The sequence below is a fragment of the Terrisporobacter mayombei genome (assembly GCF_020748465.1).
Taxonomy (GTDB): Bacteria; Bacillota; Clostridia; order Peptostreptococcales; family Peptostreptococcaceae; genus Terrisporobacter; species Terrisporobacter mayombei.
On record NZ_JAHZMP010000010.1, the window covers coordinates 16,275 to 29,025 of the forward strand.

The 12,751-nt window shown below is 33.6% G+C and carries 26 protein-coding genes; all 26 read right to left on the reverse strand.

Annotation, left to right across the window (positions count from 1 at the left end; translation table 11 throughout):
* The gene (gene rpsM / locus K0039_RS18520; protein WP_228106548.1) at positions 1-372 is read right to left on the reverse strand and encodes a 30S ribosomal protein S13; all 372 of its coding nucleotides are present in this window, start codon (positions 370-372) and stop codon (positions 1-3) included.
* A 155-nt stretch (positions 373-527) separates the two neighbouring features.
* Positions 528-641 carry a 50S ribosomal protein L36 gene (gene rpmJ / locus K0039_RS18525; protein ID WP_018590391.1) on the reverse strand — a complete coding sequence of 38 codons (114 nt, stop codon included), beginning with the start codon at positions 639-641 and terminating at the stop codon, positions 528-530.
* A 29-nt stretch (positions 642-670) separates the two neighbouring features.
* Positions 671-889 (reverse strand): translation initiation factor IF-1, encoded by a 219-nt coding sequence (gene infA, locus K0039_RS18530; protein WP_039680327.1) that lies wholly within the window; start codon positions 887-889, stop codon positions 671-673.
* Between the two features lie 78 nt (positions 890-967).
* Complete coding sequence (gene map, locus K0039_RS18535; RefSeq protein ID WP_228106549.1) at positions 968-1,714, reverse strand: type I methionyl aminopeptidase; 747 nt, start codon at positions 1,712-1,714, stop codon at positions 968-970.
* Positions 1,715-1,717: 3 nt separating this feature from the next.
* Positions 1,718-2,368, reverse strand: coding sequence for an adenylate kinase (locus K0039_RS18540; protein WP_228106550.1), 651 nt, complete (start codon positions 2,366-2,368; stop codon positions 1,718-1,720).
* Between the two features lie 15 nt (positions 2,369-2,383).
* Entirely contained in the window at positions 2,384-3,652 is a 1,269-nt protein-coding gene (gene secY / locus K0039_RS18545; RefSeq protein WP_228106551.1) for a preprotein translocase subunit SecY, read from the reverse strand.
* Between the two features lie 35 nt (positions 3,653-3,687).
* Complete coding sequence (gene rplO, locus K0039_RS18550; protein ID WP_018590386.1) at positions 3,688-4,131, reverse strand: 50S ribosomal protein L15; 444 nt, start codon at positions 4,129-4,131, stop codon at positions 3,688-3,690.
* A 32-nt stretch (positions 4,132-4,163) separates the two neighbouring features.
* Positions 4,164-4,349 (reverse strand): 50S ribosomal protein L30, encoded by a 186-nt coding sequence (gene rpmD, locus K0039_RS18555; RefSeq protein ID WP_018590385.1) that lies wholly within the window; start codon positions 4,347-4,349, stop codon positions 4,164-4,166.
* Between the two features lie 14 nt (positions 4,350-4,363).
* Positions 4,364-4,870, reverse strand: coding sequence for a 30S ribosomal protein S5 (gene rpsE / locus K0039_RS18560; protein ID WP_206925867.1), 507 nt, complete (start codon positions 4,868-4,870; stop codon positions 4,364-4,366).
* A gap of 22 nt (positions 4,871-4,892) precedes the next feature.
* On the reverse strand, positions 4,893-5,261 hold the full coding sequence (rplR, locus tag K0039_RS18565; RefSeq protein ID WP_228106552.1) for a 50S ribosomal protein L18: 369 nt from the start codon (positions 5,259-5,261) through the stop codon (positions 4,893-4,895).
* A 35-nt stretch (positions 5,262-5,296) separates the two neighbouring features.
* On the reverse strand, positions 5,297-5,839 hold the full coding sequence (rplF, locus tag K0039_RS18570) for a 50S ribosomal protein L6 (protein WP_228106553.1): 543 nt from the start codon (positions 5,837-5,839) through the stop codon (positions 5,297-5,299).
* Between the two features lie 29 nt (positions 5,840-5,868).
* The gene (rpsH, locus tag K0039_RS18575; protein ID WP_228106554.1) at positions 5,869-6,267 is read right to left on the reverse strand and encodes a 30S ribosomal protein S8; all 399 of its coding nucleotides are present in this window, start codon (positions 6,265-6,267) and stop codon (positions 5,869-5,871) included.
* Positions 6,268-6,298: 31 nt separating this feature from the next.
* A complete protein-coding gene (locus tag K0039_RS18580) occupies positions 6,299-6,484 on the reverse strand; it encodes a type Z 30S ribosomal protein S14 (RefSeq protein WP_018590380.1) in 186 nt (61 codons plus the stop codon).
* 17 nt (positions 6,485-6,501) lie between these two features.
* Positions 6,502-7,044 (reverse strand): 50S ribosomal protein L5, encoded by a 543-nt coding sequence (gene rplE / locus K0039_RS18585; RefSeq protein WP_228106555.1) that lies wholly within the window; start codon positions 7,042-7,044, stop codon positions 6,502-6,504.
* A 25-nt stretch (positions 7,045-7,069) separates the two neighbouring features.
* Positions 7,070-7,375, reverse strand: coding sequence for a 50S ribosomal protein L24 (gene rplX / locus K0039_RS18590; RefSeq protein ID WP_228106594.1), 306 nt, complete (start codon positions 7,373-7,375; stop codon positions 7,070-7,072).
* Between the two features lie 22 nt (positions 7,376-7,397).
* Positions 7,398-7,766 carry a 50S ribosomal protein L14 gene (rplN, locus tag K0039_RS18595; protein ID WP_018590377.1) on the reverse strand — a complete coding sequence of 123 codons (369 nt, stop codon included), beginning with the start codon at positions 7,764-7,766 and terminating at the stop codon, positions 7,398-7,400.
* 25 nt (positions 7,767-7,791) lie between these two features.
* On the reverse strand, positions 7,792-8,046 hold the full coding sequence (rpsQ, locus tag K0039_RS18600) for a 30S ribosomal protein S17 (RefSeq protein WP_228106556.1): 255 nt from the start codon (positions 8,044-8,046) through the stop codon (positions 7,792-7,794).
* Positions 8,047-8,069: 23 nt separating this feature from the next.
* Positions 8,070-8,273, reverse strand: coding sequence for a 50S ribosomal protein L29 (gene rpmC / locus K0039_RS18605; RefSeq protein WP_228106557.1), 204 nt, complete (start codon positions 8,271-8,273; stop codon positions 8,070-8,072).
* A 1-nt stretch (position 8,274) separates the two neighbouring features.
* Positions 8,275-8,706 (reverse strand): 50S ribosomal protein L16, encoded by a 432-nt coding sequence (gene rplP / locus K0039_RS18610; protein WP_018590374.1) that lies wholly within the window; start codon positions 8,704-8,706, stop codon positions 8,275-8,277.
* Between the two features lie 31 nt (positions 8,707-8,737).
* Complete coding sequence (rpsC, locus tag K0039_RS18615; protein ID WP_228106558.1) at positions 8,738-9,550, reverse strand: 30S ribosomal protein S3; 813 nt, start codon at positions 9,548-9,550, stop codon at positions 8,738-8,740.
* 21 nt (positions 9,551-9,571) lie between these two features.
* Complete coding sequence (rplV, locus tag K0039_RS18620) at positions 9,572-9,907, reverse strand: 50S ribosomal protein L22 (protein ID WP_228106559.1); 336 nt, start codon at positions 9,905-9,907, stop codon at positions 9,572-9,574.
* 33 nt (positions 9,908-9,940) lie between these two features.
* Positions 9,941-10,222: a 30S ribosomal protein S19 gene (gene rpsS / locus K0039_RS18625; RefSeq protein WP_228106560.1), complete on the reverse strand. Its 282-nt coding sequence runs from the start codon at positions 10,220-10,222 to the stop codon at positions 9,941-9,943.
* Positions 10,223-10,278: 56 nt separating this feature from the next.
* Positions 10,279-11,109, reverse strand: coding sequence for a 50S ribosomal protein L2 (gene rplB / locus K0039_RS18630; protein ID WP_228106561.1), 831 nt, complete (start codon positions 11,107-11,109; stop codon positions 10,279-10,281).
* Positions 11,110-11,138: 29 nt separating this feature from the next.
* Positions 11,139-11,429, reverse strand: a complete 291-nt coding sequence (gene rplW, locus K0039_RS18635; protein ID WP_228106562.1) for a 50S ribosomal protein L23 — start codon at positions 11,427-11,429, stop codon at positions 11,139-11,141.
* Positions 11,429-12,052: a 50S ribosomal protein L4 gene (rplD, locus tag K0039_RS18640; RefSeq protein ID WP_228106563.1), complete on the reverse strand. Its 624-nt coding sequence runs from the start codon at positions 12,050-12,052 to the stop codon at positions 11,429-11,431. The genes rplW and rplD overlap by 1 nt, the downstream gene beginning before the upstream one ends.
* A 27-nt stretch (positions 12,053-12,079) precedes the next feature.
* Entirely contained in the window at positions 12,080-12,709 is a 630-nt protein-coding gene (gene rplC, locus K0039_RS18645; RefSeq protein ID WP_228106564.1) for a 50S ribosomal protein L3, read from the reverse strand.
* Positions 12,710-12,751: the final 42 nt, after the last annotated feature.

The window sequence follows — 12,751 nt, forward strand, 5'->3', positions numbered from 1 at the left end:
TTATTTTTTCTTCTTACGAGATACAGTTTTTCTAGGACCTTTTCTAGTTCTAGCGTTAGTCTTAGTTTTTTGCCCTCTTAGTGGTAAACCTTTAGCATGTCTTATACCTCTGTAGCATTTTATATCTCTTAATCTTTTTATATTTAAAGCGATTTCTCTTCTTAAGTCACCTTCAACTAAGAAATCAGTGTCTATTATTCTTCTTAATGTATTAACTTCATCATCTGATAAATCTTTGATTCTTGCATCTGGATTTATCTCAGCTTTCGCTAATATTTCATTAGCAGTTGCTCTACCTATACCGTATATATAAGTTAAGCCTATTTCCGCTCTTTTTTCTCTAGGTAAATCTACCCCAGCGATTCTTGCCATTACTTGCACCTCCTACGACTTAGTTATTTTACTTTTAATTGTTTTACTTAAATATTTACTAGAAAGTATTCAAGTACTGTATTTCCAACGCATCCAGTCAATGTCACATTTAAACATTATAACATATTCAGCGACTTTATGCTAGTAATATTTTCTTATCCTTGTTTTTGTTTGTGCTTAGGATTTTCGCATATAACCATTACTTTACCTTTTCTTTTAATGATTTTACATTTTTCGCACATTGGTTTTACTGATGGTCTTACCTTCATTATTATCCCTCCTTAGACTAGTACATAGCCTATTTCTTACGCCAAGTGATTCTTCCTCTTGTAAGATCATAAGGTGAAAGCTCAACATTAACCTTATCACCTTCAAGAATTCTTATGAAGTTCATTCTTAACTTACCAGATAAATGGCATAATACCTCATGTCCATTTTCTAGTCTAACTTTAAACATAGCGTTTGGTAAGTTTTCAATAACTGTACCTTCAAATTCTATAACATCTTTTTTGGCCATTATATAATCAGCCCTCCATTTTACATTTAAATACTTAGAAATAAATGCAATTTTTGTGATAGCATTATACTATCCGTTTTATAAACTAGTTAATATAAGAGGTTCATCCTCTGTTATTGCTATCGTATGCTCATAGTGAGCAGAGTTTTTTCCATCTCCCGTTACTATTGTCCAACCATCGGCTAAACTGTAAACATGGTGACTTCCTTGATTAATCATAGGTTCTATAGCTAATACCATTCCTTGCTTTAACATAGGTCCCTTATTGGGTCTACCATAGTTAGGAATGTTTGGAGATTCATGAAGATCTTTGCCTACTCCATGTCCAACTAATGACCTAACTACTGAAAAACCATTTTTTTCTGTGTGTGTTTGTATTGTGTGTGAGACATCCGAAAGTCTATATCCAACTTTCGCGAATTTAAGTCCTTCATAGAAGCTTTCTTTCGTAACTTCTATGAGCTTCCTATTTTCTTCAGATATCAGGCCAACTCCATGAGTCTTCGCAGAGTCACCATGGTATCCTTTATAATAGGCGCCTATATCTATACTTATAATGTCTCCCTCTTTTACTATTTCATTACCAGGAATTCCATGCACAACTTTATTGTTAATAGAAGCACATATGCTTCCTGGAAATCCTCCATAGCCTTTAAAAGATGGTACTGCATTATATTTTTTTATATTTTCGTCAGCTATTTTATCTAGCTCTAAAGTAGATATTCCCGGAATAATAGCCTCTCTAATAATTTCATGAGTTTCTGCGACAATTTTCCCCGCTTCTCTCATAAGTTCAATTTCTGATTTAGATTTTATAATAATCATTAATTAGTTACTACTCTCTAAAGCAGCTACTATATCATTAAATACTTTATCTATAGATTGTTGACCATTTATATCTGCTATTATACCTGCTTTAGAATAATAATCAGCTAATGGTTTTGTTTCATCTAAGTAAACTTGTATTCTCTTTGATACAGTTTCTTCATTGTCGTCAGCTCTTTGATAAAGCTCACCTTTACATATATCACAAACACCTTCTTCTTTTGAAGGGTTAAATTCTATATGATAAGTAGCACCGCAAGATTTGCAGATTCTTCTACCAACTGCTCTTGCTACTAATTTTTCTTTATCAACTTCTATGTTGATAACTCTATCTAATGCCATTCCTGTATCTTTCAAGAAAGCATCTAACTGTTCAGCTTGAGCTACATTCCTTGGAAATCCATCTAACATGAACCCATTTTTACAATCATCTTTAGATAATCTATCTGTAACTAATCCTACAGTTAATTCATCAGGAACTAACAATCCTTGGTCCATAAACTCTTTGGCTTTTTTTCCAAGATTCGTTCCTTCTTTTATATTTTTTCTGAATATATCTCCTGTTGATATATGAGGTATTTGGTATTTTTCAACTATTCCTGCAGCTTGAGTACCTTTACCAGCCCCAGGAGGTCCTAATAATATAAGTCTCATACTATCATCTCCAATTTATTTTAAAAATCCTTGATAACTTCTCATAACAAGGTGTGACTCTAATTGTCTCTTAAGTTCAAGAGCTACCCCTACAACGATTAGTATAGATGTTCCAGCTAAACTTATTTGAACATTTAAGAAATGTACTGTGAATGCTGGTATCATCGCAATTATAGCTAAGAATACAGCTCCTGCTAATGTTAGCTTTGATAATATTTTATTTAGATAATCAATTGTAGGCATTCCAGGTCTTATCCCAGGAATGAATCCACCATTGTTTTTCATATTTTCTGCTATATCCTCAGTGTTGAATGATATAGTAGTGTAGAAATATGAGAAAAATACTATCAATAGAACTTCTAAAGATCTATATATCCAAAAACCTATGTCTGAACTTGTACTTAGGTAAGTTGATACAAATGTTTGAGCACTTTCTCCCATAAACATTGCTATTGTTTGTGGAAAAGCTAAAAGTGAACTAGCAAATATTATGGGCATAACACCTGATTGGTTGACTTTCATTGGTATATGAGAACTATCTCCTCCATATAACTTTCTTCCAACAACTCTCTTAGCATATTGTACTGGAATTTTTCTAACTGCTTCATTTATATATGTTACTGCCATTATAGTGATTAGCATTACAACAGCAATTAATATTGCAGCCCATAAAGCTAAACTCCCTTGATTTACATCTTTTACAGTTCCAATAAGATCTGTTGGTATTCTTGAGATAATACCAACGAATATTATAATTGAACTACCATTACCTAAACCTTTTTCAGTAATTCTGTCACCCATCCACATTACAAGCATACTACCTGCAACTAAAGTTACTATAACTGTACAAATGAAAAATATACTTTGATCAGCTAAAGCCGGTTTAACAATACCAAGAGTTATTCCTATCGCTTGTACAAACCCTAATACTAAAGCTGTATATCTAGTATACGCATTCATTTTCTTTCTACCTTCTTCACCAGACTTTTGTAGTTCTTTCAAACTATCAAATCCAATTGTAAGAAGTTGTATAATAATTGAAGCTGTAATAAACGGTCCTATACCTAATGCAAATAGAGTAAAGTTGCTGAAAGCGCCCCCAACAAACATATTATATAGGGAAAGTAGGCTATTGTTGCCTACCATATCCTTTATAATACTGGTATTGACTCCAGGAACTGGTATAGTAGTACCTATTCTAAATATTAGAATCATCATTAGGGTATATAAAATTCTTTTTCTTACATCTTTCACTTTCCAAGATTGTTTTATCTTTGATAGCACGTAATCACCCCACAAGTGTTGCTAGAAAGCATAAATTATATTAATTCAGCTTTTCCTCCAGCTTTTTCTATTTTCTCTTGAGCTGATGCTGTGAATTTAGCAGCTTTAACTGTAACAGCTTTTTCAAGATTTCCTTGTCCTAATATTTTTATACCGTCTTTTTCTATCTTACTTACAGCACCTGTAGATTTTAATAATTCTGCAGTTACCTCAGTACCATTTTCGAATCTATTTAAAAGTTCAACGTTAACTTCTGTATATTGCTTTTTAAATATATTTGTGAAACCTCTTTTAGGTAATCTTCTAGCAAGTGGCATTTGTCCACCTTCGAATCCTACTCTAACTCCACCACCTGAACGAGACTTTTGTCCTTTTTGTCCACGTCCTGCAGTTTTACCTTGACCAGTAGCAGTACCTCTACCTAATCTTTTCTTAGCTTTTACTGCTCCTTTGGCAGGTTTTAACTCATGTAGTTTCATGGATTGCACCTCCTTCTTATTCCGTAAATAAATTATTCAGTTATTTCAGTCACTTCAACTAAGTGACTAACTTTTGAGATCATACCTCTCATTTGAGCATTATCTTCTTTAACAACTACTTGTTCTCTTTTTGTTAATCCTAACGCTTCAACGTTTTTTCTTTGGTTAGGAGTAGTTCCTATTGTACTTCTAACTAATTTGATTTGTAATTTAGCCATTTCACACTACCTCCTTAGCCTAAAAGATCTTCAACTTTTTTACCTCTTAACGCAGCTACATCTTCAGCTGTTTTAAGAGATTTAAGTCCTTCTATTGTAGCATTTACTAAGTTTCTTGGATTTCTAGTTCCTAGGCATTTCGCTCTAACGTCTTTTAATCCAGCTAATTCTAATAAGTCTCTAGCAGCACCACCAGCGATAACTCCTGTACCTTCTTGAGCTGGCATTATTATTATTCTTCCAGCACCGAAGTGTCCGATAACTTCGTGAGGTATAGTAGTTCCTACCATAGGTACTCTTATAAGATTCTTTTTAGCATCTTCTACTGCTTTTCTTATAGCATCTGGAACTTCCATAGCTTTTCCAGAACCTATTCCAACGTGTCCGTTTTCATCTCCAACAACTACTAAAGCTGCGAATCTAAAGTTTCTACCACCTTTAACAACTTTAGTAACACGTCTAACTTCAACAACTTTTTCTTGTAAGTCTAGTTGTCTCGCATCTATTAATTTACGACGCATGTGCATGTCCCTCCTTTTTTAATTAGAATTTAAGACCAGCTTCTCTTGCAGCTTCAGCTAACTCTTTTATTCTTCCATGATATAAGTATCCACCTCTGTCGAATACAACTTCAGTTATACCTTTTTCTACAGCTTTCTTAGCTACTAATTGTCCAACTAATTTAGCTGCTTCTTTGTTTCCTCTATAATTAACAGTACCCTTTACATCAGCTTCTAAAGAAGAAGCAGCAACAAGAGTTACTCTATTAGTGTCATCTATTATTTGAGCGTATATATTGTTTGAACTTCTAAATATACATAATCTTGGTCTTTGAGTAGTTCCAGATATTTTTCTTCTTACTCTCTTATGTCTTTGAAGTCTTATAGCATTTTTATCAGCTTTCTTTAACATTGAGCTCACTCCTTTCAACCTTTATTTAATTAGGCTTACTTTTTACCAGTTTTACCTTCTTTACGTCTTACAACTTCACCAGCGTATCTTATACCTTTACCTTTATATGGCTCTGGCTTTCTCCAGTCTCTTATTTTAGCAGCATAGTTACCAACTAATTGCTTGTCTATACCTTTTACTACTAATTCAGTTTGATTTGGAGATTCTACAGTTATTCCTTCTGGATCTACCATCTCAACTGGATGAGAGTATCCTAAGTTCATAACTAATTTATTTCCTTGTTTTTGTACTCTGTATCCAACACCTACTAATTCTAATTTCTTTTCGAAACCAGTATTAACACCTACTACCATATTATCTATTAAAGTTCTAGTTAATCCGTGTAATGATCTGTGTTGTTTGTTATTTGTTGGTCTTTCAACAGTTATAACATTTCCTTCTTGTTTTATAGTTAAAGCACCATCTAATTGCTTTGTTAAAGTTCCTTTAGGTCCTTTTACAGTTACTGTATTATCATCTGATATAGTAACTTCAACACCAGCTGGTACTGTTATTGGTTTAACACCTATTCTTGACATAGTCGCACCTCCTTACTTAGTTCGATTGATTACCAAACGTAGCAGATTACTTCTCCACCAACATTTTCTTTTCTTGCTTGTCTATCAGTTAATATACCTTTTGAAGTAGATATCATAGATATTCCTAATCCTCTTAATACCTTTGGTACTTCATAAGCATTTGTATAAACTCTCATACCAGGTTTAGATATTCTCTTTATCCCTTGTATAACTCTTTCGCCTGATTGTCCGTACTTTAATTGTATTCTTATTATTCCTTGTTTCTCATCTTCTATAACATCATAACCTCTAACGAAACCTTCTTCTAATAAGATTCTAACTATTTCCTTCTTTATGTTAGAAGCTGGAACGTCAACAGTTTCATGCTTAACAGTATTCGCATTTCTTATACGAGTCAGCATATCTGCAATTGGATCTGTCATTGTCATATTGAAACCCTCCTTTCAGTTTAAAAAAATCTTACCAACTTGCTTTTCTTACACCAGGTATTTGACCTTTGTAAGCTAATTCTCTGAAGCATATACGGCATATACCGAAGTTTCTTATTACAGAATGTGGTCTACCACATATTGAGCATCTAGTATATTCTCTTGTAGAATACTTTTGCTTCTTTTGTTGCTTTACAACCATCGCTTTTCTAGCCACTGGAATCCCTCCTTTAATTATTTAGAAAATGGCATTCCTAATAATTTTAATAATTCACGAGCTTCTTCGTCTGTTTTAGCTGTAGTAACGAATATTACATCCATTCCTCTAACTTGATCTATTTTATCATATTCTATCTCAGGGAATATTAATTGCTCTTTAACTCCTAAAGCGTAATTTCCTCTACCATCGAAAGCGTTAGGATTAATTCCTCTGAAGTCTCTAACTCTTGGTAAAGAAACAGAAACTAATTTATCTAAGAAGTAGTGCATTTTGTCAGCTCTTAATGTAACTTTTGCACCTATTGGCATACCTTCTCTTAATTTAAAGTTAGCTACTGATTTTCTAGCTCTAGTTATAACTGGTTTTTGACCAGATATTATTTGCATTTCTTCTACTGCTTTTTCTAATCCTTTTGGATTTTCTTTAGCATTTCCAACACCCATATTGATAACTATTTTATCTAATTTAGGTATTTCCATTATGTTTTTATATCCAAATTTCTCCATCATTGCTGGAGCAACTTCTTTGTTGTATTTTTCTTGTAATCTAGAAGCCATTTAAGGTCCCTCCTTTCAAGCTATATTATATTTCTTTTCCGCTCTTCACTGCTACTCTAACTTTTTTTCCGTCTTTCATTTCAAATCTAACTCTTGTTCCTTTTCCTGTTTCAGGATCAACTGGCATTACATTTGAAACGTGTACAGCAGCTTCTTTATTTACTATTCCACCTTGTGGATTTATAGCACTTGGTTTTTGGTGTTTAGTTACAACGTTAACACCTTCAACTATTACTTTATTAGTCTTAGGAAATACTTTAACTACTTTCCCTGTTTTACCTTTATCTTTACCAGCTATAACAACAACTGTATCTTCTCTTTTAACACGCATCATGTCCTATTGCACCTCCTTATTATAGTACTTCTGGAGCAAGAGATACTATCTTCATAAATTCATGATCTCTTAACTCTCTTGCAACAGGCCCGAATATACGAGTTCCTACTGGAGTTTTGTCATCTTTTATTATAACTGCAGCATTTTCATCAAATGCTATATAAGATCCGTCGTTACGCTTCATACCTTTTTTTGTTCTAACTATTACAGCTTTAACAACTTTACCTTTTTTTACAACTCCACCAGGTGTTGCACTTTTAACAGTAGCAACGATTACGTCACCTACGTTACCATATCTTCTTTTACTTCCACCTAATACACGGATACATAAAAGTTCCTTTGCACCAGAATTGTCAGCAACTTTTAAACGTGATTCTTGTTGTACCATATCGTAATACCTCCTTTTTGCAAGACTATTTAACCTTTTCGATAACTTCTACTAGTCTGAAATATTTATCTCTTGATAAAGGTCTAGTTTCCATTATCTTAACTCTATCTCCGATTGAACATACATTGTTTTCATCGTGAGCCTTGAACTTTTTAGTTCTTTTAACAGGCTTGTTATATAACTCATGACGTACGAAATCTTCAACAGCAACTACTATAGTTTTATCCATTTTGTTACTTACAACACGGCCTATTCTAACTTTTCTTCTTCCTCTTTCCATGTTTAAAAAGCCTCCTCTCCAAATTAAGCTCTAGTTTCGTTTAACTTTCTTTCAGCAAGGATAGTTTTAACTCTAGCTATATCTTTTTTAACAAACTTAATTCTTGCTGTGTTTTCTAATTGACCAGTAGCTAATTGGAATCTTAAGCTAAATAATTCACTTTTGAAGTCATTTAATTTACTCATTAGCTCTTCGCTTGTTAAATTTCTTAATTCTTTAGCTATCATCCTATTCACCACCCTTTACTTCTAAATCTTCTTTTTTAACAAATTTACATTTTATTGGAAGTTTATGTGCAGCAAGTCTCATAGCTTCTCTAGCTTTTTCTTCATCTACACCTGCTAATTCGAACATAACTCTTCCTGGTTTAACTACGGCTACCCAATACTCTGGAGAACCTTTCCCAGCACCCATACGAGTTTCAGCTGGTTTTCTTGTTACTGGCTTATGTGGGAATATTTTTATCCAAACCTTCCCGCCTCTTTTTATATATCTAGTCATAGCTATTCTGGCAGCTTCTATTTGATTAGAAGTTATCCATGATGCTTCCATAGCCATTAAACCGAACTCTCCGTAAGTAACTTTGTTACCTTTTTGAGCTTTACCAGCCATGCTTCCTCTATGAACTCTACGACGTTTTACTCTTTTTGGCATTAACATGAGTGTTTCCTCCTTCCTCGAACCTTACTAATTATTTATTACCTTTGTTTTCAGTTCTTTGAGGTCTTTGTCCTTGAGGTCTTTGTCCTTGTTGTGGTCTTTGACCTCTTCTATCAGTTCCTCTAGAATCTCTTCTTCTGTTATCTCTCTTGTTATCTCTTCTGTCTCTTCTGTTATCTTTTCTTTCTTCTCTTGGATTTATTCCGTTTTTAGTTGGTAATACTTCACCATGACAGATCCAAACTTTTATACCTATTTTTCCATAAGTAGTATCAGCTTCAGCAAATCCATAATCTATATCAGATCTTAAAGTTTGAAGAGGTACATTTCCTTCACTGTATCCTTCAGTTCTAGCCATTTCAGCTCCACCAAGTCTACCTGATGCAGAAACTTTTATCCCTTTAGCTCCAGCTTTAAGCGCTCTTTGAACAGCTTGTTTCATAGCTCTTCTGAAAGCAACCCTTCTTTCTATAGCTAAAGCTATGTTTTCAGCAACTAATTGAGCGTTTTTATCTGTTGATCTTACCTCAACTATGTTTACTATTATATTTTTCTTAGTCATTTTTTCTAACTCAGCTTTTAATGCTTCTATTCCTGCACCAGCTCTTCCTATAACAACACCTGGCTTAGCAACATGAAGATCTAATCTAATCTTGTTAGCAGATCTTTCTATCTCTATTTTAGCAACTCCAGCAGAGTATAATTTATTCTTTAAGAATTTACGTATATTGTGGTCTTCTAATAATAATGCACCAAACTCTTTTTTATCAGTTGTGAACCATCTTGAATCCCAATCTTTTATAACACCGACTCTTAATCCGTGTGGGTTAACCTTTTGTCCCATTTATTTCCCTCCTATCTGTGACTAATTTTTTTCTTTTAGAACTACTTCTATATGAGAAGTTCTTTTTCTTATCATAGTAGCTCTACCTTGAGCTCTAGGCATAAATCTCTTTATTGTTGGCCCTTGGTTAGCAACTATTGATTCTATATATAAATTTTCAGCGTTCATTTCGTGATTATTTTCAGCATTTGCCTTAGCAGATTTTACAACTTTTAATATATCTGCTGCTGCACCTCTTGGAGTGAATTTTAATATTGCTAATGCTTCATCAACGTTTTTACCTCTAACTAAGCTACATATTTGTCCAGCTTTTCTTGGAGATACACGTACATATTTTGCAATTGCTTTTGCTTCCATTTTTAATATCCTCCTTCCTTAGTAAGAATGGTATTATCTTCTCTTGTTACTCTTTTCGTCGTCTTTGTGTCCTTTGAACGTTCTTGTAGGAACAAATTCTCCTAATTTATGTCCAACCATATCTTCTGTTATATATACAGGTATATGTCTTCTTCCATCATGAACAGCTATAGTATGCTCTACCATTTGAGGGAATATTGTTGAACTTCTTGACCAAGTCTTTATAACTTCTTTATTTCCAACTTCATTCATAGCTTCTACTTTCTTAAGTAATCTAGCATGAATAAAAGGTCCTTTTTTAGTTGATCTTGACATTTAATTTCCTCCTCTCTGAGTAAAATAAATTTCTTTAAAATCTATTTAATCATCTATTATTTAGTTCTTCTTGAAACTATTAATTTATTAGATGCTTTATTTTTCTTTCTAGTTTTGTATCCAAGTGCAGGTTTACCCCATGGAGTAACTGGTCCAGATCTACCGATTGGAGCTCTACCTTCACCACCACCGTGAGGGTGATCGCAAGGGTTCATTACAGATCCTCTAACTGTAGGTCTTATACCCATGTGTCTAACTCTACCAGCTTTACCTATAACAACGTTACCGTGTTCTACGTTACCAACTTGTCCTATAGTAGCTTTACACTCTATAGAAACATATCTCATTTCTCCTGATGGTAATCTTAATAAAGCTTTTGTTCCTTCTTTAGCCATTAATTGAGCAGAAACACCAGCAGATCTAACTAACTGAGCTCCTTTTCCTGGTTTTAATTCTATGTTGTGAATTACTGTACCAACTGGCATATTTTTTAATACTAATGCATTACCTGGTTTTATATCAGAATCTGGTCCTGACATTAAAGTATCTCCTACTTTTATTCCAACTGGAGCTAATATATATCTCTTTTCACCATCAGCATAGTTTAATAAAGCTATGTTAGCAGTTCTGTTTGGATCATATTCAACAGTTGCAACTTTTGCAGGTATTCCATCTTTATTTCTTTTGAAATCTATTACTCTATATTTCCTTCTGTTTCCTCCACCTCTGTGACGAACAGTTATTTTACCGTGAGCATTTCTACCAGAATTCTTCTTTAAAGAAACTAAAAGAGATTTCTCTGGTTGGTTAGTTGTTATCTCATCAGAAACTAAAACTGTCATTTGTCTTAAGGCAGGCGAAGTTGGTTTAAACTTTTTAATAGCCATCTTTTTTCCTCCTTACATTAATTAAGGTATTACATTCCTTGGAAGAATTCTATTTCTTTAGAATCAGCAGTTAATTTAACTACCGCCTTCTTGAAACTTGCAGTTCTTCCTACACTTCTACCCATTCTTTTAACTTTTCCATCGTAGTTTAATGTATTTACTTTTTCAACATTTACTCCGAATATAGTTTCTACAGCTTTTTTTATTTCAGTTTTATTAGCTTTTTTGCTTACTACAAATGTGTATTTGTTTTCAGCCATTTCAGCCATACTTTGTTCTGTAACGATTGGTTTTATTATTATATCGTGTGGATTAGTCATTATGCGTACACCTCCTCCACTTTTTTAACAGCGTCTGTTGTTATTACGAAAGAATCGTATTTTAAGATATCGTAAACATTTATAGTATTAACTAATGCAGTTTCAACACCTTGTATATTTGCTGCTGATTTTATTACATTTTCATTTTTTTCAGCCATTACTACTAAAGCTTTTTTACCAGCATTTATGTTTTTTAATACAGCTGCGAAATCTTTAGTTTTAGGAGCTTCCATAGTTAAAGCATCTAATACTATTATTTCGTTGTTTTGTACTTTTGAAGATAAAGCAGACTTCATAGCTAATCTTCTAACTTTTCTAGGTAAAGTGTATCTGTAATTTCTTGGTTTCGGTGCAAAAGCAACTCCTCCACCTATCCATTGTACAGCTCTTATAGAACCTTGTCTTGCTCTACCTGTTCCTTTTTGTTTCCAAGGTTTTCTTCCGCCACCTCTAACTTCTGCTCTAGTTTTTGCAGATTGAGTACCTTGTCTTTTATTTGCAAGTTGGTTTTTAACTACTTCATATAAAACATGTTCGTTAACTTCAACATTGAATATAGAATCAGCTAATTCTATTTCACCAACATTTTGTCCATTCATATTCAATACATTTAATTTTGGCATTGTGCATCCTCCTTTCTTAGGTTAGTCTTATTTAGAAGCCTTAACTGCTTCTTTTATTGTTACTACTGAACCTTTAGCTCCTGGTATAGCACCTTTAACTAGTATAAAGTTCTTTTCAGCGTCAACTCTTACTACTTCTAAGTTTTGAACTGTAACTTTTACGCTACCCATGTGTCCAGCTAATTTTTTGTTTTTGAAAACTCTACCTGGGTAAGAACAAGCTCCCATTGAACCTGGTCTTCTGTGGTATCTAGAACCGTGAGATTCAGGGCCTCTTGATTGACCATGTCTTTTTATTGGACCTTGGAATCCTTTCCCTTTAGATATTCCTGTTACATCTATCATTTCACCTGTAGCGAATACGTCAGCTTTTATTTCTTGTCCAACTGTATAGGCATCTACAGACTCAACTCTGAATTCTTTTAAATGTTTTTTTAATGTATTAGCTGCAGCTAAGTGTCCTTTTTGAGGTTTGTTTAAAGATTTTTCTTTAGTATCTACAAAACCTACTTGAACTGCATTGTATCCATCATTTTCTATTGTTTTAACTTGTGTTACAACAACTGGTCCTGCCTCAACAACCGTTACTGGAATTACTTCACCAGCTTCAGCAAACACTTGAGTCATACCTATTTTTTTTCCTAATATTCCTTTCATATTAGCACCTCCTATAATTCTTACAGCGGATTACCTAATTGG